Origin of the sequence: Bacillus sp. PAMC28571, from assembly GCF_014250435.1 — a bacterium.
In the GTDB taxonomy this organism is placed as follows: domain Bacteria; phylum Bacillota; class Bacilli; order Bacillales; family Bacillaceae; genus Bacillus; species Bacillus safensis.
Map to the genome: position 1 here is coordinate 3,441,933 of NZ_CP060191.1, position 24,859 is coordinate 3,466,791.

The following is a 24,859-nucleotide window of genomic DNA, read 5'->3' on the forward strand; positions in this document are numbered from 1 at the left end:
ATTTCATTTAAAAGGAGGCCTTTTCATGAAACATTCATTATTGTCGTCAGAAGAAAAAATACAGTTGCTTCAAGACTATCAGCCAGGCGCTTTTTTTCTTGCTTCACCTAAACGCACGATACTTGCCGAAGGGATTTTCCAGCATATTGAGACCAATCAGCTAAATGAACTATCCACAAGGGTAGCGCATGTATTTGACGATGCCAAACAAGCTGGTATCCAAACACCGATTGTGGCTGGTGCTGTCCCATTTGATCCGGCGCAGCCCGTTCGTTTAAATGTACCAGTCCATGTACAGTTTAGTGATCCACTCGAATTTCAACAAGGTGATGAGGAGTCAGAAGCGGCATCGCCATCCTATGAGGTGACACCTGTCCCCTCTCCAGAGGTCTACATGAATGGTGTGAACGAAGGATTAGCTAAAATTGAGAACGGGGAGCTTAGCAAAATCGTACTCTCTCGATCTCTCCATCTCAAAGCAAATCGAGATATTCATACAAAAACAATACTCGAACGACTGGCTCGTCATAATACGACTGGCTATACGTTTGCTGCAAATATAGCTGACCCGAAGGCTTCCCAAAAGCACACACTTCTTGGAGCAAGCCCTGAACTGCTTCTTTCAAAAACTGGTTCATCTGTGATTTCCAATCCACTCGCTGGTTCTCGGCCGCGCAGTTCAGATCCAGTAGAAGACCAGCGCCGCCGCGATGAACTCCTTACCTCAGCGAAGGATTTACACGAGCACGCAGTGGTTGTTGAAGCTGTCACTAAAGCGCTTACTCCATACTGTCATACACTAGATGTGCCTGCATCACCATCCGTCATTCAAACAGAAACGATGTGGCACTTATCTACTGTCGTAAAAGGTGAATTAGCAGATCCCAATGTGTCCTCAATTGATATAGCACTTAGCCTTCATCCAACACCCGCAGTATGCGGCACACCTACAGCAGATGCACGTGAAGCCATTCAAGCGATTGAACCCTTCGATCGAGGATTTTTCACAGGAATGATCGGTTGGGCAGATACAAATGGTGATGGTGATTGGATTGTCACCATTCGTTGTGCAGAAGCTGAGGGTCATTCTCTCCGTCTCTTTGCTGGTGCAGGAGTGGTCAAAGGATCAAAGGCAGAAGAAGAGCTAGCTGAAACATCTGCAAAATTCAACACGATGCTTCACGCGATGGGCATCCATCAGTGATAAAAATAAATAGGAGATGACAAAACATGTTTGTTCAACCACCTACATGGCCAGAAGAATTTGCAAAACGCTACCGTGAAAACGGCTGTTGGCGTGGGGAAACCTTTGGCGGTATGCTTCGTGAACGAGCCGCATCGCTAGGAAATAAAACAGCCATTACATACGCTGATACGCACATAAGCTACCAAGAACTTGATCAGCGCGTCAGCAGTCTTGCCGCCGGTTTTCATCAGCTTGGAATTCAAAAAGGAAGTCGAGTTGTCGTGCAGCTTCCTAACATTCCTGCTTTTTTTGAAGTCATTTTCGCTTTATTTCGAATCGGTGCTTTACCCGTCTTCTCTCTGCCATCTCATAGAAGCAGCGAAATCACTTATTTTATTGAGTTTGCCGAAGCAGATGCATATGTCATACCAGATATTGATGGCGGCTTTGATTATCGATCACTCGCACGTCAAGTGAAAGAAAAGCTTCCCTCATTACCTCATGTCATTGTTGCAGGGGAAGCTGAGGAATTCCTTTGCTTGGATGATCTGCGCAAGGACCCAGCACTTGATCCTCAAATTCATGTAGAGGCAAGCGATATTGCGTTTCTTCAGTTATCTGGAGGCAGCACAGGCCTTTCAAAGCTCATTCCTCGTACACATGATGACTATATTTATAGTCTTTGGAAAAGCAATGAGGTGTGCGAGCTCACACAAGAAAGTGTGTATCTAGCTGCACTTCCAGTTGCGCACAACTATCCATTAAGTTCGCCTGGCGTCCTTGGAACGTTATACGCAGGCGGAAGAGTCGTTCTTGCACCTGGATCAAGCCCTGATGTCGTCTTTCCACTCATTGAAAAAGAACGGGCGACCATTACCGCTGTCGTTCCACCTATCGCATTGATTTGGCTAGAGGCCGCTCCTCATCGATCAGATGACTTATCGAGTCTTGAAGTCTTACAAGTCGGTGGTGCTAAATTCAGTGCTGAGGCAGCAAAACGAGTGAAGCCTGCCCTTGGATGTAAGTTACAGCAAGTTTTTGGCATGGCAGAAGGTCTGGTCAACTATACCAGATTAGATGATCCTGAACATATCGTAATTCATACACAAGGACGCCCGATGTCTGAATATGATGAGGTACTAGTGGTAGATGATGAGGACAAGCCCGTCCCGCATGAAGTGGCTGGACATCTTTTAACAAGAGGGCCTTATACGATTCGCGGCTACTATAAAGCCGATGAACAAAACAAAAAAGCATTTACACCCGATGGCTTTTACAGAACAGGTGACATCGTGCGATTAACCAAAGAAGGAAATGTTGTTGTAGAAGGCAGAGACAAGGATCAAATCAATCGTGGCGGTGAAAAGGTTGCCGCTGAAGAAGTTGAAAATCATTTACTTGCGCATGCTGACATTCATGATGCCGCCATGGTATCCATGCCGGATCCATTTCTTGGCGAACGCTCATGTGCCTTTGTTATCGCGAAAGGAAACAACAAACCAGCACCGCACGTCTTAAAATCATTTCTAAGAGAACGCGGGCTCGCAGCCTATAAAATTCCTGACCGCATTGAATGGATCGATGCGTTCCCACAAACAGGTGTAGGCAAAGTCAGTAAAAAAGCATTAAGAGAATTAGCTGCAACCCATACTGCCAACGTATAAAAAATGAGGAGTGAAAACCATGGCAATCCCTACTATTCCTGCATATCCAATGCCAAGCACACAAGATTTACCCGAAAATAAAGTGAACTGGATACCTGATCCGAAACGTGCTGTTCTGCTGATACATGACATGCAGCAATATTTTTTAAATGCATTTCAACAAGATACATCACCGATCACAGAGTTAGTTCAGCATATTGAACAATTACGTAATACATGCAATGAACTTGGCATTCCAGTCGTCTACACAGCTCAGCCTGGTGACCAAGACCCGAAGGATCGTGCCTTATTAACAGATTTTTGGGGACCTGGACTTGGTGATGATGAAGCATTGACAAAAATCATTGATCAGCTTGCTCCATCTGAAGCAGATACAATGCTGACAAAATGGCGTTATAGCGCATTCAAGAAATCTAATTTTTTGGATATTCTTCAAGAAGGCGGGCGTGATCAACTGATCATTACTGGCGTATATGCACATATTGGCTGTATGCTGACAGCCGCAGAAGCATTCATGCTCGATATTGAAACCTTTTTTGTCGCCGATGCCGTCGCTGACTTTTCATTGAAACATCACAAAATGGCGATGACCTATGCAGCTGAACGCTGTGCAGTCTCCACAACGACAAACCAAATCATCAGTCATTTAACAGGACAAGAAGCAAACAGTGATGATTTATCCTTTGAGGCCATCGTTCACCAAGTAGCTGAGTATCTCCAAATCGAGCCAAATGAAATACCACTTGATGAGAATCTCGTCTACCTTGGGCTTGATTCTATTAGAATGATGAGCCTAGCGGAAAAGTGGAGGCAGCAAGGAGAGACAGTCAATTTCGTTGAGCTTGCAGCAAATCCAACGCTCGCTCATTGGCGGACTCTTCTTTTCCCAGAAAAGCAGCCATCTATCCCAAATATCGATTACTTGTAAAGGAGGTATACCCTTGTCGATCCAGTCAGTCGATTCATTCCCACTAACCGGTGCCCAATCAGGTATTTGGTACGCGCAGCAGCTTGATCCAGCTAATCCTATTTTCAATACAGCAGAGTATATAGATATTAAAGGTCCTATTGATCCCATACATTTTGAAGCCGCCATTAGAAAGACTGTCTTAGAAGCAGATTCCTTGTATATGCGCTTCGTTGAGGATACTGACGGTCCAAAGCAATGGTTCTCTTCTAAGAAAGAAATTCCATTCCAATTGATTCATTTACAAAATGAAAAACAGCCGCTTGATGCGGCTAAAGCATGGATGAAGGCAGATCTTTCAACACCAGTCTCTTTAGAGAAAGATGTATTATTCCGTGAAGTACTTTTTCAGCTTGCTGACGACCGATTTATCTGGTATCAGCGCATTCATCACATTGCCATTGATGGATTCGCCTTTTCGCTCATTGCACGTCGTGTTGCTGAGGTCTATTCAGCCTTATCGCAAGGGACACCTGTGCCTCCTCAAGCATTTGGATCCTTACATGACGTAGTCCAAGAGGAGCTCACCTATCAACAGTCCAATCGATATGAAGCTGATCAAGCGTTTTGGAAAAATCGCTTCACTGATCAACCGGAAATTGTCAGCCTTGCTGAGCTTGCCCCAAGAACGTCGGATCATTTTATTAGAAAAACGGCTGGCTTCGATGCCGAAAAGGTAAGCAAAATGAAAAGAAATGCTCAAGCCTTCGGTGGTACGTGGCATGAAATGATCCTTGCAGCATCCGCATTATATATGCATCGTATGACTGGTGCACATGATATTGTTTTAGGACTTCCTGTGATGATGCGCCTTGGATCGTGCGCCTTACAAACACCCGGAATGGTCATGAACCTGGTACCATTTCGTTTAACATGCAAACCAGAAATGACACTCTCAGCTCTTGTTCGCCAAGTATCTGAGGAACTAAAAGCCATTCGCCCTCATCAAAGATATCGTCACGAGGACATGCGGAGAGACTTTAAACTCATCGGAAGAAATCAGCGATTATTTGGCCCACAGATCAATATCATGCCATTTGATTATGATTTCATGTTCGATCAGAGCATTGGTCAAGCACATAACCTTTCAGCAGGACCCGTGGATGATATATCGATTAACATATACGACCGCGCGGATGGGAACGGATTTCAAATCGACTTTGATGCAAACCCTGCCGTTTACAAAGAGCAAGCAGTTGACGCTCATCAGCAGCGTTTTCTGCAATTGCTGGAGGAAATAACCGGACTAGAGCAAGATCAGACAATCAGTCAATTCAACCTTCTTTTGTCTGAAGAAAAAGAGAACATCCTCAAGCACTGGAATGATACAAAACGAGAATTACCACAGCAATCTTTACGGGAACTATTTGAAAAACAAGTGAGCAAAACACCACAAGCAAAAGCATTACAGTTTGAAGGAATTACTTTGACCTATGAAGAGTTGAATCAGCGGGCTAATCAATTAGCTCATTATTTGAAAAAACATGGCATTGGACCAGAACAATTTGTCGCCATTGCCCTGCCTCGATCCATCGATATGGTCGTAAGTCTATTAGCCGTCGTCAAAACGGGAGCTGCATATCTGCCATTAGACCCTGATTACCCTAACGATCGAGTCGCCTATATGCTAGAAGATGCCAAACCGGCGTGCTTGCTCACAGTCAAAGAGACAGCAGACGGTTTGGACCATCCGCACATCGTTCAACTGGATGATTCAACTGTTCATCAGGAGATAGCAGAAAGTCCGCATCTCAATCCGACTTGGAGCGATGGCTCTCCACATCACCCCGCCTACATCCTGTACACATCAGGATCGACAGGCAAACCAAAGGGTGTTGTTGTAACAAAACGAAATGTAATCAACTTTATATTGTCCATGCAAGATTCATTTTTATTAGATCAAGAAGACCAGCTTTTAGCGGTAACGACCATTGCCTTTGATATTTCCGGGCTGGAAATGTTCCTCCCGCTTTTACATGGGGCTGCTATTTTATTGGCAAAAAAAGAAACCATACAAGAACCAGCAAAACTTTCAGACATGATTCGTTCTCATCATGTCACCATCATGCAGGCAACGCCAACGTTGTGGCATGCGTTGGCAGATGAGTACCCTGACGTGATAACAGGTATGCGTGTTCTTGTTGGAGGAGAAGCACTCCCTGCTTCCCTTTTGCACACATTGCAATCTCTTCAATGCGACATTACTAATTTGTACGGACCTACAGAAACGACGATCTGGTCTACGATGGAAAATGTCACAGCACACCGGGAGAATAGCGGGCCGGCAATCGGTAAACCCATTTGGAATACGAGCATTTACATTTTAGATGAAGGACTAAACCCAGTCCCAGCAGGATCAATTGGTGAACTTTATATTTCAGGTGAAGGAGTATCCAGAGGATATCTTGGACGATATGATTTAACGGCTGAACGTTTTGTCGCTGATCCATTCAGCACAAAAGGCACGAGAATGTATCGTACCGGTGATTTAGCCAGATGGCGTGAAGATGGTTCGATTGATTATATCAGCCGTGCCGATCATCAAATTAAAATACGCGGCTTCCGTATTGAACTAGGTGAAATCGAAACCGTAATGATGCAGCATCAAGCCATAAAGCATACATCTGTTATCGTTCGTGAGGATCAACCTGGGCAGCAGCTTCTTTGTGCGTATGTTGTGCTGACAGATGGCTCTTCTCTGCACCCTTCAGAGCTCAGGCAGTTTGCGGCTTCATTACTTCCTGACTACATGGTGCCCTCTGCTGTTGTCGTGTTGCCAGAACTTCCACTTACACCAAACGGCAAAATCGACCGCAAAGCATTACCAGCACCAAATATGTCTTTAGTCAGTTCTGAGCGTACACCTAGAACACCACAAGAAGACATGTTATGTAGTTTATTTGCAGAAACCCTTGGCCTATCTCAAATTGGCATAGATGATAGTTTCTTTGACTTAGGAGGACATTCCTTACTCGCCGCTCGCCTGCTTAGACGTATACGCGATACACTTGGTGCAGACCTAAGCATGAGTACCCTTTTTGAATCTCCTCGGGTTGCTGAGCTTGTGCAGTACATTGACAAAGCGAAGGACATTCGGCCGCCGCTTCAGGTAGAAGACAAGCCAGATGAAATTCCATTATCCTTTGCCCAAAAACGGCTCTGGTTCCTTCATTGCCTTGAAGGGCCAAGTCCAACTTACAATATTCCACTTGTCATTCAGCTGACAGGTACACTAGATCAAACAGCTCTCATTGGTGCTTTGGCAGATATCACTGAAAAACACGAAACCCTTAGAACCATTTTTCCAAATAAGAACGGCATGCCAAGACAGGTCATTTTACATCCGAAAAGTGTTCAGCCTGAACTCCATGTCACAGCTTCAAGCGATCAACAAATTGAGAATCAGTTAAACGAAGCCATTCGGTATAGCTTTCAGATTGAAGAAGAACCTGCACTTCGAGCTGAATTATTCACGCTTGATGCAAACCGATCCGTACTGCTTCTATTGCTGCATCACATCGCTGGTGACGGCTGGTCACTTGCACCATTGACACGAGACTTAGCTGCTGCTTACGAAGCCCGTATACAAGGAAAATCCATCTCCTTGCCAGCAGAACCTGTTCAATATGCTGACTATGCTATTTGGCAGCAGAAGCTGTTGGGCAGTGAAGAAGAGACGGATAGTCTATTTGCCAAGCAGCTCAGCTATTGGAAAGGTGCCTTACAAGACCTGCCTGAAGAACTTGAGCTTCCCTATGACTTCCCGCGTCCACAGGAAGGAAGCTTCAACGGTGCGACGATAGACTTTACGATTGAACCCGCTTTACATCAGAACCTCCTTGAGCTTGCAAAGCAGCATCAGGTGAGTTTGTTCATGGTGCTTCAAGCATCACTTGCAGCATTACTGACACGCCTTGGAGCGGGGACAGATATCCCAATCGGCAGTCCGATTGCTGGACGGAATGACGATGCACTTGACGACATTGTAGGCTTGTTTGTGAACACACTAGTATTACGTACAAATACAGCTGGTAATCCAACCTTTAGTGAGCTATTGAAGCGAGTGCGAGACGTTGACCTAGCAGCCTATGAGCATCAGGATCTGCCATTTGAACGGCTAGTCGAAATCCTAAACCCAACCCGGTCCAGATCAAGAAATCCATTGTTCCAGGTCATGCTAGCCTTCCAAAATACACCGAAGGCAGAAATGAAGCTGACACAACTTGACTCAGATCTTTACGTGAAACCAGTAGGGTCAGCTAAATTTGATCTGACCATCGAATTAACAGAACAAAGAACGGAAACTGGGTCAGCAGCAGGTTTAACAGGATTGTTTGAATTCAGTACAGATGTATTTAAACAAAGCACCATTCGAGCAATTGCTGACAGAATGAAGCGATTTTTAACTGAAGTGACTGAGCGCCCACACGTGCCGATTGGTCAAGTGAACATTTTATCAGATAAAGAGCGGCAAACATTTCTCCCTGATAAAAAGACATTCGCTCAGTTAGATCAAGCACATAGTCTCCCGGCCTTATTTGAAAAAACGGCGCAGCAATACCCTGATCGAGTGGCTGTAACGTATGGCAATAGGCAGCTGACCTATGGTGAGTTAAACAACAAAGCCAATCGTCTTGCTCATTTATTAATAGAAAGAGGCGTTGGACCAGAACAGTTCGTTGCACTTGCTCTGCCTAGATCAATCGACATGCTCGAAAGCTTATTAGCCGTTCATAAAGCAGGCGCAGCCTATGTTCCGCTTGATCCAGATTACCCAGCAGATAGACTGGCATACATGATACAAGATGCCAAACCCGTTTGCAGCATCACAACAAAAGCAGATGCAGTGCATCTTCCAGCTGATTGCGATTTGATTTTGTTAGACGAAAAAGAAACGAGCGATCAATTGCTGGCAATGCCAAATCACAATCCGGCTGATATAGACAGAATTGAGCCGCTATCTTCTCTGCATCCGGCCTATATTATTTATACATCCGGTTCTACAGGGAAACCAAAAGGAGTGGTCATCCCACACCAAAATGTCATCCGTCTTCTGACATCTACTGAACATTGGTTCCAATTTGATGAAGAAGATGTTTGGACAATGTTCCATTCATATGCCTTTGACTTTTCAGTATGGGAAATTTGGGGACCACTTTTATATGGCGGCCGGCTTGTCATTGTACCTCATACCATCTCTCGCTCTCCAGAAGAGATGCTGCAGCTTCTAGTCGAGGAAGGTGTGACTGTGCTTAATCAAACACCTTCTGCCTTCTATCAGCTCATGCAGATAGATAAGGAACAACAAACACTAGGCCAAGCATTATCACTCCGCTATGTCATCTTTGGCGGTGAAGCATTAGAGCTTAGCAGATTAGAAGATTGGTACAGCCGTCACTCAGACTGTAAGCCAAAGCTCATTAACATGTACGGCATTACAGAAACTACCGTACACGTTACGTACAATGAACTCAATCGAGATATGATCACAAAGAACTCCAGCAGTTTAATAGGCGAACCGATTCCTGATTTACATGTGTACGTACTAGATGAATACCTACAGCCTGTTCCCCCTGGGACGACAGGTGAAATGTATGTAGCTGGAGCTGGCCTTGCAAGAGGTTATCTAGGCAGACCTGACCTGACATCAGATCGATTCCCTGCCGATCCTTATGGAGCACCTGGCACAAGGATGTATCGTACAGGCGACCTTGCGCGCTGGACAGAAGAAGGGGCTCTTGATTACATTGGCAGAGCCGATCATCAAATTAAAATACGCGGCTTCCGCATTGAACTTGGAGAAATCGAAGCCGTTCTGGCGCGCCACGATGCAGTTGCACAAGTTGCCGTCATGATGCGAGAGGATCAGCCTGGCGACAAACGCCTAGTCGCCTATATCGTCCCAACTGAAGAAAACCGTTTCGATACAGAGACCCTTCGTCATTTTGCAGCAGCCAGTCTTCCTGATTACATGGTGCCCGCGGCATATGTACAGATTGACGCCATGCCGCTTACAGCAAACGGGAAGCTTGATCAGAAATCACTGCCAGCCCCTCAATTGCATTTACAGCAAACGGATGGCCGCGGCCCAAGAAACCCGAAAGAGGAAATCCTATGTCATCTCTTTGAAGAGGTACTTGATTTGCCTAAAATCAGCATAGACGATCGCTTTTTTGACATTGGCGGGCATTCCTTACTTGCGGTTCGTTTAATCAGCCGCATTCGTGATGCACTTGGTGTCAAACTAAGCATTGGAACATTGTTTGAAGCACCAAATGTGGCAAGTTTGGCAGAGAAACTAGAAACAGGAAGCGATGAAAACGCACTAGACATCTTGCTCCCGCTGCGAACAAATGGAGAAAGATATCCTCTTTTCTGTGTTCACCCAGCAGGTGGTCTGAGCTGGTGCTATGCAGGTCTCTTGAATACATTAGAGAAAGACATCCCTATTTATGGATTACAGGCACGAGGAATCGCAAGAAAAGATGACTACCCTCACACACTAGATGATATGGCTGCGGATTACATCAAGCACATCCAAACGATTCAGCCAAAAGGCCCTTATCATCTTCTTGGCTGGTCATTAGGTGGAAACGTTGTACAGGCAATGGCTACACAGCTCCAGCAGCAAGGTGAAGAAATCGCACTCGTTGCGATGCTGGATGCCTATCCAAACCATTTCTTACCGATTAAAGCAGCACCTGATGAAGAAGAAGCACTAATTGCTCTTCTTGCGCTCGGCGGTTATGATCCAGATACCTTAACAGGTGAACCGCTCACGATGAAAAGCGCCGTCGACATCTTGAAAAAAGATGGCAGTGCACTAGCAAGCTTAAGTGAAGATGCTATTAGAAACTTAAAAGAAACCTATGTGAATTCAGTTCGATTGCTCGGAGAATATCAGCCAAAAACTTATCAGGGAGACATATTATTCTTTAGATCTACCATCATCCCAGATTGGTTTACACCAATTGATCCCGAAGCATGGGCACCTTATATCAACGGAACAATTGAACAGCACGACATTCATTGCCGGCACAAAGACATGTGCCAGCCTAAACCCCTAGCAGAAATTGGTGTCATCTTAGACAACACACTGCATCGGGTCAAACAAAAGCACTAAGAATAAAGGAGAGATGACAAATGACAAATCCCTTTGATCGTGAAGACGGTGTATTTCTTGTGCTGGTCAATGAACAAGGACAGCATTCACTTTGGCCATCATTTGCACCAGTGCCAGATGGATGGGAAAAGGTCTTTGGTGAAGACACTAGAAATGCCTGCATCGATTATATCCAGACACACTGGCAGGACTTGCAGCCATTAAGTTTAACAAAAGAACCAGCGCTAGCGCATGGAAAAACGGAATAAATCATCGCACCCTGATCTCCATCAGGGTGCTTTTTTGACAGAATAAACATCACCATCTTTCTGCTCTTTCTGCTACAATTTAATTGAGAATAGTTATCAATCAATAAGAGATTAGGTGGTTTTATGGGAAACAACAATCAATTACGTACATTGGCAAATGCCGAACAATTCATCTATCGATTAACATATACTGAAAAAATAAATAATGCAGAGCTTCCACATACGGAGCAGCAGCTATCAGATACATTCTGCCTCCTCTTCAGCATAAGCGGCAGCGGTTTACTCACATTGAACGATCAAAAATGGCGATTGAAACATCTGACACTCTATACGATCATGCCTGGGGAAACATTTATGTTGAAAACAGAGCCTTATCAAAAACACGAGCTCTACCTTTTTCGCTTTCAGCTCTACACGCTGCAAAATCAAAACATAGGAGAAGTATCAATGGAACATGCCCGTTCTTTACTGAATAAATGGCAATTTATCGATATTAGCTCGATTGAACATATTCATTCTTTATTGTCCGATATGATAGAGGAATGGCAAAGACCTGAATCCATTAGCTTTTTTAGAAGCCAAACTCTTTTCCAGCAGCTCATTATGCAGCTTTTCACACTGCATAATGAAGATATTTGTGACACGGCACATGCCCTTTTCAAAACAAAACAATATATCGATCAACATTCCGAAGAACCCCTCAGCCTGACAAGTCTATCTCATATGGCTGGTATCAGCGCCAATCATTACAGTGAGCTATTTAAAAAGCATTTTGATGTGAGTGTCACTGATTATATCACCAAGAAAAGGATGGCTAGAGCCAAACAATTAATGGCAAAAGGCAACGCAAAGCTCAAAGACATTGCACTTGAAATCGGCTATCAAGATCCGTATTACTTCAGCCGCATCTTTAAGAAAAAAACGGGCATGACCCCTTCTACTTATATGAAAAGCCGTCAGCGGAAAATTGCAGCCTATGGCCATTCCATACTCGGCCAGCTCACACCCATTCATATCATCCCATATGCTGCTCCCCTTCACCCTAAATGGACAGCACATGATTTTGAGCATCATGCAGAAGAAATTCCGATTCACCTGAGTGCACATCGGATCAACGAGCACGCTGAAGCCAATTTACAGCTATTAAAGGAAACAAAACCTGAGCTGATCATTGCCAATGATCATGTGACAGAGGAAGAAAAACAAGTGTTAAAAACCATCTGTCCTGTTCACTTTGTTCCATTCACACAATTGGATTGGCGCACTCAATTTACACAAACAGCTACGTTCCTAAACGAAGCGAACGAAGCAGAAGAATGGTTGATTCATTACGAGGAACTCGTCAATCAAGCGAAAAAGGCATGCCTTTTTGATCATTCATCAAAAACCGTCCTGCCTCTTCGTATCTTTCAAGATCAGCTCTATTTGTCTGTGAATCGCACCATGTCAGAAGTAATTTTTCAAGACATTGGCCTTCTGCCAGCTTTTCAGAATGATGGTCAGCTAATAGAAAAAAAAATCAGCATTCGCTCTATACAACAGCTAGATCCAGACGCCATCTTCCTTTTCCTGCATAAGGAGCCAAAAACCATTGCTTTTTATCAAAAGTTAAAGCAGCAGGCGTCTTGGCAAAATCTCAAGGCTGTGACGCAGCAAGCCGTCTATCCGCTCACTTCTGACCCTTGGCGTGAATACACAGCAGCCAGTCATCAACGGGTCATTCAGGACCTTTTATCTTTTTTTCCGTAAAAAGTCCATCCTTTGACAGAGATTTGTCTATGGATAAAAGGACGAAAGCCTAATACAATCTTTAATTGAGAACAATTATCAGTTAAAGGAGAAAACAAATGAAAAAATGGTTCGCATTGCTTATCCTTTGTATTATGACGGTCACCGCAGCAGGCTGTGGTGCTGCAGAAAATAAACCTGCTTCAAACACAGCCAAAAGCAAGTCAGCTGAAGCAGTAGAAACAAATATCAACTACTTAGATCAAACGTACAAAATCAAAACACCAGTGAAACGAATTGTCATTGCTGGAAGCCTTGAATCAATGGAAGATGCAAAATTACTTGGTATCGAGCCTATTGGTGCTTCTACTGTAGGCGGCACATTCCCTGAATTATTTAAAGACATTACAGTGAAAACAGAAGGCATCGGGGAAAAAACAGAACCGAACCTAGAGAAAATCTTAAAACTAAAGCCAGATGTGATACTCGGATCAACAAAGTTCCCACCTACAACAATTAAAAAATTGGATAAAGTCCAAACGACGATCCCAGTATCCCATGTCTCTTCTGACTGGGAAAGCAATCTTTTATTGCTCGGTGAATTGACTGGAAAAAGTGAAGAAGCCAAAAACATCATCTCTGATTATCAGAAAGATCTCAAACAAGCGAAAGAAACCCTGAAAGACAAAAGCAGCAACAAAACAGCTGTCATTTTGCGCATTAGACAGGGCGATCTGTACGTATATCCAGAAGACGTATACTTCAACTCTACTTTATATGGGGATTTAGGATTTACAGTTCCAAGTGATATCAAAAAAGCCAAAGCACAAGCATTGATTTCATTGGAGCGCCTAGGAGAACTCAATCCTGACTATATTTTTGTTCAGTTCTCTAAAGAAGAAAACTCATCGAATCCAAATGCATTGAAAGACTTAGAGAAAAATAAAATTTGGACAAGCCTAAAAGCTGTGAAAAATGGGCACATCAATGAAAATGTCGTTGATCCTATGCTTCAAGGAGGAACAGCACTAAGCAAAACAACCTTCCTTGACAAGGCTGTCAAATGGTTAGATCAAAACAACTAAAAAGATGCGTGATCAGATGGTTGACAAAGGGCTAAAATGTTTAGCCCTTTGTCTTCTTTTCAACGTAGTTGAAAACCGTTAGGAGAGGATACACATGAACGGAACGTTTCTATATGACGAGCTTAACGGGCGTCAGCTTGATATTTACCTTCCACCGGACGCTTCTATTGATGTTCCAGCTGTCTTTGTACAAGATGGCTCTTCTTTGTTTAGAACACACCTGCTAGAGATCGAAAGAATGATCGAAACCAAAACCATCTCGCCAATCATCATCGTCGGCATACACCCCTTCAATCGACTTGACGAATATACACCATGGAAGGCGTCATCACTGCGATCTGGGTTTCCTGACTTTAAAGGCGAGGCACAGACGTATGTGTCATTTTTAGCGAATGACTTGCTCCCATATATCAAAAGAGAATATCCAGTTCAAGAGACCTGTCATGAACATAGCCACGTAGGTGCTTCATTAGGTGGGCTGTTTGCTATTTATACTTTATTCATGCACCCTGATCTTTTTAAAAACATCGCATCGATCTCCGGGTCATTTTGGTATCAAGATTTTCTACCGTTTGCTAAACAACAAAGCATTCAGTGTGTGGATCACTTTATTTATTTGTCTGTAGGAAGTGAAGAAGGGAAAGGAAAAACATCTGCTCAACAGCACATGCCTTTATTCAACAAACAACTACATGACCTTTTATTGCAGAAAGGGATGCAAGAAAGGCAGCTGCAATATCACATCGAACAAGGGGAGGGCCATCATCTGAAACAATTTCAAAAAAATTTCTTATCGGTCCTAAAGTGGTTTTATCAAAGAGAACGCTAATTTTTTATCAGCATGGCCCAAAGCCGATATGATATATTGGAACGTATAGATTGAAAGAGGAGGGATTTGCGCATGAGACCTTTACAAATCTCAGCCGATACCGCACAAAAGCTTGCTGCATCACTCAATGTACCGTTAGAACAAATCATGCATATGCCGCAGCATATCTTATTAGCTAAATTAGCGGAGCTTGAACAGAAGAAAGATCGTTCTTCTTAAAGAAATAAAGGAGTTTACATTCATGGAACAACAACTAGAAAAATCAACATTACATCCTCGCAGTACTGGACAAACCATCCTGCTGATTGCTGGGATTCTGCTTATTGCATTTAATCTTCGGCCTGCCATTACATCCGTTGGCCCTGTGATCGGCGCGATTCGCTCCGATTTGCAGCTTTCAAATGGACTGGCGGGTTTTCTTACGACATTACCATTGCTTTCATTCGCATTGCTTTCTCCAATTGCCCCTAAAATCGGAAAACGACTTGGCAATGAACGAACCCTCTGGCTTGGACTTGCTGTCCTTCTCTTTGGGATTGTGATTCGCTCGTTTGGCACCATCACCTTCTTAATGATTGGCACGGCGCTGGTCGGCGTTGGAATTGCGATTTGTAATGTGCTCTTACCGGGGCTTGTGAAGCATAAATTTCCTGCACATGCAGGTTTGATGACAAGTGTTTATACGACTTCAATGTCCGTCTTTGCTGCACTTGCATCAGGTGTCAGTGTTCCGCTCAGTCATACGATGCCTGGCGGCTGGAATACATCATTCCTTGTATGGGCTGGACTTGCCCTTCTCGCCATGATGGTTTGGGCGCCGCAGCTTCTTCATCAGAATACAGTGGCCGTCAAAAGTATTTCTCTTACAGAGCAGCCAATATGGCGTTCACGTGTTGCATGGCAGGTGACCTTTTTTATGGGTTTGCAGTCATTCCTTTTCTATAGTAGCATCGCTTGGTTTCCTGATATCTTAACATCACATGGAATGAACCTGTCGACAGCTGGCTGGATGCTGTCCATTATGCAGTTTGTTGGGCTGCCATCCACCTTCTTAACGCCCGTTTTTGCAGAAAAATTAAAAACACAAAGACCGCTTGTCGCCGGCCTTGTCCTTGTGTATTTACTCGGCATGATCGGACTTCTTCTCGGAGGATCGACGCCTATTCTTGTCATCTCTGTTCTATTGATCGGCATTGGACAAGGGGCCAGTATCAGCCTTGCCCTCACATTTATCGGTTTACGTACAACCAATATGGAACAAGCTGCTGCCCTTTCTGGAATGGCGCAGTCTCTCGGTTATTTATTAGCTGCTGTTGGGCCGTTCATGATTGGAATCCTTTTTGATTCCACACATACATGGACACCCGCGATTATCATCTTTATTGTCATCCTATTTTTCATGTTTTTATCCGGTATGCGTGCCGGACGCAGCGTCTATATTTCAGATCCTTCATAAAAAAGAACCCGCCTCCTCGTGAGACGGGTTCTTTTCTGCTTATGCCTGCTCTGTCACATGTACCTTTAACGTTGCTTGTACCTCTGGATGAAGCTTTACCGGTACATTTGTATAACCTAACGCACGGATGGCGTCATTCAGCTCGATTTTGCGCTTATCGAGTTTAATTTGATGATCTTTTTGCAATTTATCAGCGATTTGTTTGCTTGTAATTGAGCCAAACAAACGGCCGCCTTCACCTGATTTTGCAGTGAGTTCCACTGTTAACGCCTCAAGTGTTTCTTTTAATTGTTTTGCTTGTTCAAGCTCTTGGATGGCATTCTTTTTCTCTTTGTTTTTCTGCCCTTCCAATGCGCTTAGGTTCGTTGGAGTTGCTTCAACAGCTAACCCTTGTTTGATGAGAAAGTTGTGAGCGTATCCGTCAGCTACATTTTTGACTTCGCCTTTTTTCCCTTTGCCTTTTACGTCTTTTAGAAAGATGACTTTCATCTTTGAACCCCTCCTTCGAAATATTCGTCTATGGCAGCCTTTAACTTCCCTACCGCTTCTTCAATGGTTATACCATAAATCTGGGTAGCAGCGTTAGTCAAATGACCGCCGCCGTCTAATGCTTCCATAATAATTTGAACGTTGATATCCCCTAATGATCTGGCACTAATACATACTGTGTCGTCATCTCGTCTAGCGACAGCAAATGACGCTTCTACCTCACTCATTGACAACAGGGAATCAGCCGTCTGGGCAATCGTAATTTGATCATAATACTCCGACCTGTCAGATGGCAATGAAGCGATAGCCACCTGATTCTGATACAGCTCTGTATGCTGAATGAGTTTTGCTCGTTTGATGTAATGATCGACTGTTTCTTTTAAGAACTTTTGCACAAGGACAGGATCTGCTCCCTTTGCACGAAGATAGGATGCTGCATCGAACGTTCTTGACCCCGTTCTCAGAGAGAAACTCTTCGTATCAACAATGATCCCAGCCAGAAGCGCAGTCGCCTCAATCATGTTAATCCGTAATTTCTTCGGCTGATACTCTAAAAGCTCTGTCACAAGCTCTGCTGTAGATGAAGCATACGGCTCCATATAAACAAGTAAAGGATCACGGATAAATTCCTCGCCGCGTCTATGATGGTCAATGACCACGACGTTTTCAATCTTATTCAGCAGCCGTTCTTCCATAATGAGAGACGGTTTATGTGTGTCCACGACTACAAGCAATGTGTCATCCTTTGCAAGCTCCATTGCTTCCTCTGGTGTGATAAAACGTGACCAAAGCTCTTCATAATTCTTAATTTCACTAATTAAGCGTTGAACACTGTCGCCAATCTGGTTGGCATCAATGACAATATAGCCTTCTTTTCCATTGGCCTGAGCAACCTTCAAAATCCCGATGGATGCACCGATCGAGTCCATGTCTGGGAACTTATGCCCCATGATCATGACATTACCGCTTTCAGATACAATTTCTTTTAAAGCATGAGAAATGACCCGTGCGCGTACGCGTGTCCGTTTCTCCATTGGATTCGTTTTTCCACCGTAGAATTTCACTTTTCCATTCGGCTGTTTAATGGCGACCTGATCCCCGCCTCGTCCGAGGGCAAGGTCAAGACTCGACTGCGCAAGTGCTCCAAGCTCTTTCAAGGAAGGAACGGACGCACCGATCCCGATACTCAGAGTGAGCGTCGCACTATGTGCCCCTGTTTTCTCACGGACCTCGTCTAAAATGGAGAATTTCGACGCTTCAAGCTCAGCTAAAATACTCTCATTTAGAACCGCCATAAATCGTTCAGACGAAATTCTCTTCAGGAAAATACCGTATTCTTGTGCCCAATTGTTGAGCAAAGACGTCACTTCACTATTAATCGCGCTGCGCACTTGATCATCAAGTCCCTGCGTGACATCGTCGTAGTTGTCTAAAAAGATATAAGATAACACCGTTCGTTCATTTTCGTACTGTCGTTCAATCTGTACCTGCTCCGTGACATCAAAGAAATATAAAAGGCGCTCTGACCGTTTAATAATGACTTTGAATTTCCGGTCATTCAGCGTCACATTTTCGGTCTCGACCTCTTGTTTAATAAGAGGCACAATGGACTCGAATGTATCGTACAAGGATCTGCCGACAAGTGTGCTTTCATGAAAGCATGAAGCGAGAAACGGATTGGTCCATTCGATATAATACTGGTCATTAAACAGCATAATACCAATAGGCATCTCCATTAATGCTTCTTCTCCAACCTTTTTGACTCGATAGGATAATGTTGAAATATATGAATCAATCTCTTTCTGCACTTGCGTATCTGCCCACTTTAAGAAGTAGAGCACACCTGCAAGGACGAAAAGACCAACTGCTCCTATGATCCAATTGAAATAAAGGTTGAGGAGGACTGTGATCACCGCAAGAACAATTAACGCGAAGATCGGATACTTGATGACAGGTTTTCTATAGAAGCTTGGCACTGATATCAACTCCTCAACATTCAGAGTGAATTATTTGTTTTTTACTTTTTCTCTTAAATCAAAGCCTATGTCAGCAATCCCTATAATTCGCACAATCACACCGATCGGCGGAAAGAAAACCGTTAACACGACAGCGAAAATGGGTACCGCTTTTGAGATGTTTTTTTCGTGGCAATAATAGAAGAGAAAAGAAAATCCCTGAATAAGCACCAGTATAAATAAAATTTGAAACGCACTCGTTTGAACGAGCCATAAAAAGCTGCCTTTTTCCGTCTGAATCAGCATCAAAAGCAATGTGAGTAAATAATACCATACCATGCTTTTTGGCAGCCGCATATCCTTAAATTTCTTCAAGGACGGCATGTCTTTGACAAACCGTTTGATCAGAGGCTGCACGAACCAGTGATTCACGAAAGCCATCAGGGTGACCAAAATCAATAACGCTACAGGTAAAGCACTTAATGCCGTATCCTGCATCTCTTTAAACTGTTTGAGCTGTTTGGCTATGTCCTTTTCAGAAGCCCCGGATTGCTTTAAAACACTCTCTACCATCGGCATCATTTGCTCAATTGACTCTTTCGCGATACTCATGATATCGATCTGAAAAAGCTGAACACTGACAACAAAGGAGATGAGAAAACTGAACAAATAGATCAGCGCACCTGTAATGATGGCATTCCCGGGCTGCCTTCTGCTGTAGAAAACACCCATGCCTAATCCCACGGCAATCAGAATTGGAGCACTCATAAGTCCAGTCATAGACCCAATTAAAAAGCTGATCACTATGCCAATAGCGCCAGCAGCAATTCCCTTTTTCAAGCCGTGTCTGATTGTATAGAGAATGATTGGAATCGGAGCAGCTAGAAAGAAAATAATGGATAATAGCGGCACATACAAATAAAACAGCGTCATGACCGCGAAAATACTGATCATGATTGCGCCCTCTACTAACGCTTTTGTTTGTTTCACACCTTCACCTCTATCCAATCCTTTTGTCTATATCTTGCTCAATGTGTACTTCTATGTATACGTATGATGTCAGCTCCATCATGTCTTGCCCCAACCTTTATTTTACCATAGCGGTAAATCTCAAGTAAAATGCAGGCTGTCCTGGGAGCGTTTCACGTGGAACACCGATATGGAATGGCATATGCAAGTTTTCAAACAGCATGTTACAATTTTTTAGATTATTCTTAGCTATAAACCCTGAATTCAAGGTCAAAAGCTGTTAGAATAGAAACATCATCAATAAATGTAAGAAGGAGAATTCACATGGGAAAAACACTCGTATTCGGACACAAAAATCCTGACACAGACACGATTTGCTCTGCTATTGCTTACGCTGATCTGAAAAACAAAATCGGCGTTCAGGCAGAAGCCGTCAGACTTGGAGAAATTAATGGAGAAACACAATACGCATTAGATTTCTTTAAACAAGAAGCACCTCGTTTCATTGAAACGGCTGCAAACGAAACAAAGCAAGTCATTCTTGTCGATCATAACGAATTCCAGCAAAGTGTAAGCGATATTGATCAAGTACAAGTAACTGAGGTCATTGACCACCACCGTATTGCCAACTTTGAAACAAGTGAACCTCTTTACTATCGTGCAGAGCCTGTAGGCTGTACAGCAACGATCTTAAACAAAATGTATAAAGAAAACCAAGTGACGATTGAAAAAGAAATCGCTGGTTTGCTTTTATCTGCGATCATTTCTGATTCCTTACTATTCAAATCCCCAACATGCACACAGCAAGATATTGATGCTGCACATGAGCTTGCAAAAATCGCAGGGGTAGATCCAGAAGTTTACGGCCTAGACATGCTGAAAGCAGGCGCTGATCTAAGCCAAAAAACGGTTCAAGAATTAATTACACTTGATGCAAAAGAATTCGCACTAGGCAAAAGTAAAGTGGAAATTGCACAAGTCAATACAGTAGATATCGCTGAAGTGACAGCAAGACAGGCTGACATTGAAGCAAAAATTAATGAAGTCATTGCAGCAAAAGGTCTTGATCTATTTGTTTTAGTCATCACAGACATTTTAGAAAATGACTCCCTTGCTCTTGCACTAGGTGCAGAAGCAGCAAAAGTAGAAAAAGCATTTAACGTCACGCTTGAAAACAACACAGCTTTACTAAAAGGTGTTGTATCAAGAAAGAAACAAGTCGTACCTGCACTGACAGACGCACTTTCTTAATAAAACACGACAAGACTGCTGAATCATTCAGCAGTCTTTTTTGTCTATATTCTTTTTAATGAATATACATATCACTAACGAGAACATCCTTTAGCACACTTGTTGGGATCGTAAATTCAACAACACCCATGTAACCAGGAGCCACATCATATTCATTAAAGGAAATCACAAGCTTTCCTTTTGAATTGATATAGAAGTTTTGATCCGGCTTAATTTTCTTAAATGGATCTGTTTCTTCCTTGCCAATCCAGTATATTTTGTCTGAATCCTCTTTCATCTGTTTCTTCATTTGTTCTTTAATATTTTCACTAATCACATCAATATAACGATCATCTTTAAACAGGCTTGGTAATGTAATGAGGACATGGTTTTTCTTATCAACCGTATCATACGTCATTTCCTCTGCCGCAGAAGCCTGAGTCGTCACCTTGTATCGGCCTAGTGAAAGGATTTGATCATTGTTCGTTCTCACTTCATAACCGCTCTCAACACTTAAATGACCATTTTTATAACCCTTTGTTTCCTTTTCAAAATCTTGATACAGCTTTTTGTTTTCAGCTAAATATTTTTGATTCAGGCTGTCTTGTAATGTTCCGTCCCCAAGTCCTGAAACGTGTGGTGTTTTGAGATCAATATTCGTTCCTTGATCGCTCTTTTTAAATTCTGTAAACGTTACGACTTTCACCAGCTCGCCAATGACAGGCACCTCTGAAATCGCTCTTGCTGCCTGTGGACTGACATTAACCGTTGTAACAAAAAGAGCTGCCGCCGCAACAAGCCCTATGGTCCATTGCTGAAAATGAGGTTTTTTATTTTTTCTTTTTAACGTTCGTTCAACCATCGCATCATATTCCGGTGGAATAGGAATTTCTAAATATTCATCTTTTAAATGTTCCAAATACTTATCCATTTATATTTCCTCCTGTGATAATTCTACTTTTAAAAGCCGCAGCGCCTTATATAATCTTGTTTTAATGGTGTTTTCATTTTCATCGAGAATCTGGGCGATGTCCTCTAGTTTTAAATCTTCAAAGAATCTCAAAATAATGACGACTCGATACATCTCAGGCAAATCCTCTATAGCCCGTTTGACGTCTTGATCCTCGTATACATCTGATTCACCCTGAGATAAGAATTCAAGCGTATCATCATCTGTCACCTGCACCCGCTTCTTCTTTCGTAAAAAGTCTAGGGCAGCGTTCACCACGATTTTATAAAACCAGCTATGCATCTTGCTCGCATCCTCTAATCGGTGAACAGATTTGAGTGCTTTATGAATGGCCTCCTGAACAACATCCATAGCATCTTCTGGGTTTTTGACATAACTATAGGACAACCGATAAAAACTGTGTTTATGTTCCATGACGTAATCCGCAAATTGATCGTCTATTTTTCGTTTCTTCATTTTACAAAGAGCTCCTTTATCTTAAATGCGCATCTGTTATTTCTTACATTGGATAGACGCGCACCTTTTGAAAATAGTTTGCGCTCGATTATTTTTTAACATGTCTCGCATTTACGTTCCTATACAAAAAGAGCGAACCTAATGGGTTCACTCCTTCCAAGCGGATAGTGTTTGATGGACAAACTGTTTTAGTGGAGAAAGCGGATGAATGATAGAAACGCCTGTCTCCCGCTCCACCTGCTTTGCCGCATGAACCATCGAAAGCTGCATCACGCAAATGTCTCTCCCTTTTTGCTTCATACATCTTCTCAGCTGCTCCTTGATTTGTTCATCATAAGCTTGCATATCACCGTTTAGGCAGAGATGAAAGACATCCTCCATCACAACCATTTCTACTTCAACCTGTTTGCCCCTCTCTGTGGCATATGATTCAAGCCGCTGCATCGTCCCTTCCACTGTATCTGGGTTGGAAAACACCAGTTGAAGAGGCCTTTGTTTCTCACAAATCAGCTCAAATAACGGTTCATCGATCGGAACAATCGGTTGTTTAAAAAGGTGCTGCTGATCACCCAAAGCGGCAATGTATTGTGTACACGTGAGCAGAATGAGATCGGCTTCACTTTCTTGTTTTAATCTGTTGATAGCATACATTTGCTGCTTGTGTTGAACAAATGCAGGATCTTGTGTCGCGCGTTCTATAAATGATGAATCGACCGTGTGATGCAAATCAACATCTGTATCACCAAAAGCATCTTCTATATATGACTGATTGGATGGATGGGCGTGAAGGCAGTGTAATCGAATCATCAGGCTCGCTCCTCGTGAAAGTTTTCAATCATTATATCAATCCTTGTATGAAATAGGGAGCAACATGACCATATTGTTAGAGAGATATTGAAGGAGGGATTCGAATTGAAAGAAGATCAACAGCCTAAACCATCTTCAGAGTCAGAAGAAACCTTAACAAATCGGCAAGGTCATCCCGTAACAGACAATCAAAATATGAGAACTGTTGGGAATAGAGGACCCACTACGCTTGAAAACTACGATTTCCTAGAGAAAATCAGTCATTTTGATCGTGAACGCATCCCTGAACGTGTTGTTCATGCACGCGGTGCTGGAGCTCACGGGTATTTTGAAGCCTACGGCACATTCGGTGATGAACCCATCTCCACCTATACGAGAGCAAAATTGTTTCAGGAAAAAGGGAAAAAGACGCCTGTTTTTGTTCGTTTTTCTTCTGTGATTCACGGCGGTCATTCGCCAGAAACATTACGCGATCCGAGAGGGTTTGCGATTAAATTTTATACAGAGGAAGGCAACTGGGATCTCGTAGGGAACAACCTGAAAATTTTCTTTATTCGAGATGCTTTAAAGTTTCCTGATTTGGTTCATGCCTTTAAGCCTGATCCTGTCACCAATCGTCAGGACGGCGAGCGTATTTTTGATTTTGTCTCACAATCACCTGAGGCGACGCATATGGTGACATTTCTCTTTTCACCATGGGGCATCCCAGCTACATACCGGCACATGCAAGGCTCAGGTGTCCATGCGTACAAATGGGTCAACCATGAAGGAAAAGCGGTGCTGGTTAAATATCATTTTGAACCGAAACAAGGCATTCGCAACCTGACCCAAGAACAGGCGCAAGCGATCCAGGGAGAAAATTTTAACCATGCCACACAGGATTTATATGAAGCGATTGAGCAAGGAGATTATCCTGAATGGGAGGTATATGCACAGATCATGGAAGATGATGCCCACCCTCACCTCGACTTTGACCCGCTAGACCCGACAAAGCTTTGGTACAAGGATGACTATCCATGGAAACCAATCGGACGGATGGTATTAAACAAAAATCCAGAAAACTATTTCGCAGAAGTCGAGCAGGTTGCCTTTGGGACTGGTGTACTCGTAGACGGTTTAGATTTCTCAGATGATAAATTGCTTCAAGGCCGTACCTTCTCCTACTCTGACACGCAGCGATATCGTGTAGGGCCAAACTATTTACAGCTGCCGATCAATGCACCGAAAAAGCATGTCGCCACCAATCAGAGAGACGGTCAAATGGAATACCATGTCGATCAAGGCAAAGGCCAAAATCCCCATGTGAATTATGAGCCATCGATCCTCGGAGGATTAAAAGAAGCCAAACAGGATGGAAAGGATCATACGCCTTTTGTAGAAGGTGAAGTCAAACGAGAAGCCATTGACCGCCCAAACAATTTTGGACAAGCGGGAGAAACGTATCGCCGTTTTAATGATTGGGAGCGTGAGGAACTGATTAAGAACTTAGTCAATACTCTTGCGACATGTCAAAAGGACATTCAAGACCAAATGATTGAAAACTTTACAAAAGCAGACCCTGATTACGGAAAGCGTGTCGCTGACGGCTTAAAAGCCTTTAAACAAGAGCAGCCAAGCGGACCTATCGGCTCTACAGGTGCTGCTCAAGCCGTGGACGAAGCCATCAACAACAGCACACCATCAGATCCTTATTAATG

The 24,859-nt window shown here is 43.2% G+C and carries 18 protein-coding genes; 12 read left to right on the top strand and 6 right to left on the bottom strand.

What is annotated here, in order from left to right:
• Positions 1 to 25: 25 nt before the first annotated feature.
• The 10 genes from dhbC (at position 26) to H7F25_RS17450 (ending at position 16,286) form a co-directional block, all read left to right on the top strand.
• Positions 26 to 1,204 carry an isochorismate synthase DhbC gene (gene dhbC / locus H7F25_RS17405; RefSeq protein ID WP_185854011.1) on the top strand — a complete coding sequence of 393 codons (1,179 nt, stop codon included), beginning with the start codon at positions 26 to 28 and terminating at the stop codon, positions 1,202 to 1,204.
• Positions 1,205 to 1,230: 26 nt separating this feature from the next.
• Positions 1,231 to 2,850, top strand: coding sequence for a (2,3-dihydroxybenzoyl)adenylate synthase (locus H7F25_RS17410; RefSeq protein ID WP_185854012.1), 1,620 nt, complete (start codon positions 1,231 to 1,233; stop codon positions 2,848 to 2,850).
• A gap of 19 nt (positions 2,851 to 2,869) precedes the next feature.
• Entirely contained in the window at positions 2,870 to 3,778 is a 909-nt protein-coding gene (locus tag H7F25_RS17415) for an isochorismatase family protein (RefSeq protein WP_133744930.1), read from the top strand.
• 13 nt (positions 3,779 to 3,791) lie between these two features.
• Positions 3,792 to 10,940 carry an amino acid adenylation domain-containing protein gene (locus H7F25_RS17420; RefSeq protein WP_185854013.1) on the top strand — a complete coding sequence of 2,383 codons (7,149 nt, stop codon included), beginning with the start codon at positions 3,792 to 3,794 and terminating at the stop codon, positions 10,938 to 10,940.
• A gap of 20 nt (positions 10,941 to 10,960) precedes the next feature.
• Positions 10,961 to 11,188, top strand: coding sequence for an MbtH family protein (locus H7F25_RS17425; RefSeq protein ID WP_133744932.1), 228 nt, complete (start codon positions 10,961 to 10,963; stop codon positions 11,186 to 11,188).
• 123 nt (positions 11,189 to 11,311) lie between these two features.
• Complete coding sequence (locus H7F25_RS17430; protein WP_185854014.1) at positions 11,312 to 12,937, top strand: helix-turn-helix domain-containing protein; 1,626 nt, start codon at positions 11,312 to 11,314, stop codon at positions 12,935 to 12,937.
• 98 nt (positions 12,938 to 13,035) lie between these two features.
• The gene (locus tag H7F25_RS17435) at positions 13,036 to 14,001 is read left to right on the top strand and encodes an iron-hydroxamate ABC transporter substrate-binding protein (protein ID WP_185854015.1); all 966 of its coding nucleotides are present in this window, start codon (positions 13,036 to 13,038) and stop codon (positions 13,999 to 14,001) included.
• 94 nt (positions 14,002 to 14,095) lie between these two features.
• Positions 14,096 to 14,830: an alpha/beta hydrolase gene (locus H7F25_RS17440; RefSeq protein ID WP_185854016.1), complete on the top strand. Its 735-nt coding sequence runs from the start codon at positions 14,096 to 14,098 to the stop codon at positions 14,828 to 14,830.
• Positions 14,831 to 14,902: 72 nt separating this feature from the next.
• Entirely contained in the window at positions 14,903 to 15,049 is a 147-nt protein-coding gene (locus H7F25_RS17445) for a YycC family protein (RefSeq protein ID WP_064498621.1), read from the top strand.
• 22 nt (positions 15,050 to 15,071) lie between these two features.
• On the top strand, positions 15,072 to 16,286 hold the full coding sequence (locus H7F25_RS17450; RefSeq protein ID WP_185854017.1) for a CynX/NimT family MFS transporter: 1,215 nt from the start codon (positions 15,072 to 15,074) through the stop codon (positions 16,284 to 16,286).
• Positions 16,287 to 16,325: 39 nt separating this feature from the next.
• On the opposite strand, the gene rplI is transcribed toward H7F25_RS17450, so the two are convergent.
• Genes rplI through H7F25_RS17465 form a run of 3 tightly spaced genes read right to left on the bottom strand, consistent with a single transcriptional unit; the run spans position 16,326 to position 19,720 of the window.
• Positions 16,326 to 16,775: a 50S ribosomal protein L9 gene (gene rplI, locus H7F25_RS17455; RefSeq protein WP_008359128.1), complete on the bottom strand. Its 450-nt coding sequence runs from the start codon at positions 16,773 to 16,775 to the stop codon at positions 16,326 to 16,328.
• Positions 16,772 to 18,751 (bottom strand): DHH family phosphoesterase, encoded by a 1,980-nt coding sequence (locus H7F25_RS17460; protein WP_185854018.1) that lies wholly within the window; start codon positions 18,749 to 18,751, stop codon positions 16,772 to 16,774. Before H7F25_RS17460 ends, rplI begins: the two co-directional genes overlap by 4 nt.
• 30 nt (positions 18,752 to 18,781) lie before the next feature.
• Positions 18,782 to 19,720: a YybS family protein gene (locus H7F25_RS17465; RefSeq protein WP_185854019.1), complete on the bottom strand. Its 939-nt coding sequence runs from the start codon at positions 19,718 to 19,720 to the stop codon at positions 18,782 to 18,784.
• A 303-nt stretch (positions 19,721 to 20,023) separates the two neighbouring features.
• On the opposite strand from H7F25_RS17465, the gene H7F25_RS17470 reads away from it, so the two are divergent.
• Complete coding sequence (locus H7F25_RS17470) at positions 20,024 to 20,950, top strand: manganese-dependent inorganic pyrophosphatase (protein ID WP_024424048.1); 927 nt, start codon at positions 20,024 to 20,026, stop codon at positions 20,948 to 20,950.
• Positions 20,951 to 21,005: 55 nt separating this feature from the next.
• On the opposite strand, the gene H7F25_RS17475 is transcribed toward H7F25_RS17470, so the two are convergent.
• From H7F25_RS17475 to H7F25_RS17485, 3 genes are all read right to left on the bottom strand, one after another.
• On the bottom strand, positions 21,006 to 21,860 hold the full coding sequence (locus tag H7F25_RS17475) for an anti-sigma-V factor RsiV (protein ID WP_073208192.1): 855 nt from the start codon (positions 21,858 to 21,860) through the stop codon (positions 21,006 to 21,008).
• Positions 21,861 to 22,355, bottom strand: coding sequence for an RNA polymerase sigma factor SigV (locus tag H7F25_RS17480; RefSeq protein WP_073208195.1), 495 nt, complete (start codon positions 22,353 to 22,355; stop codon positions 21,861 to 21,863).
• Positions 22,356 to 22,502: 147 nt separating this feature from the next.
• Positions 22,503 to 23,162 carry an aspartate/glutamate racemase family protein gene (locus tag H7F25_RS17485; RefSeq protein WP_073208199.1) on the bottom strand — a complete coding sequence of 220 codons (660 nt, stop codon included), beginning with the start codon at positions 23,160 to 23,162 and terminating at the stop codon, positions 22,503 to 22,505.
• A gap of 195 nt (positions 23,163 to 23,357) precedes the next feature.
• On the opposite strand from H7F25_RS17485, the gene katX reads away from it, so the two are divergent.
• Positions 23,358 to 24,857, top strand: a complete 1,500-nt coding sequence (gene katX, locus H7F25_RS17490) for a catalase KatX (RefSeq protein WP_231506898.1) — start codon at positions 23,358 to 23,360, stop codon at positions 24,855 to 24,857.
• Positions 24,858 to 24,859 lie beyond the last annotated feature (2 nt).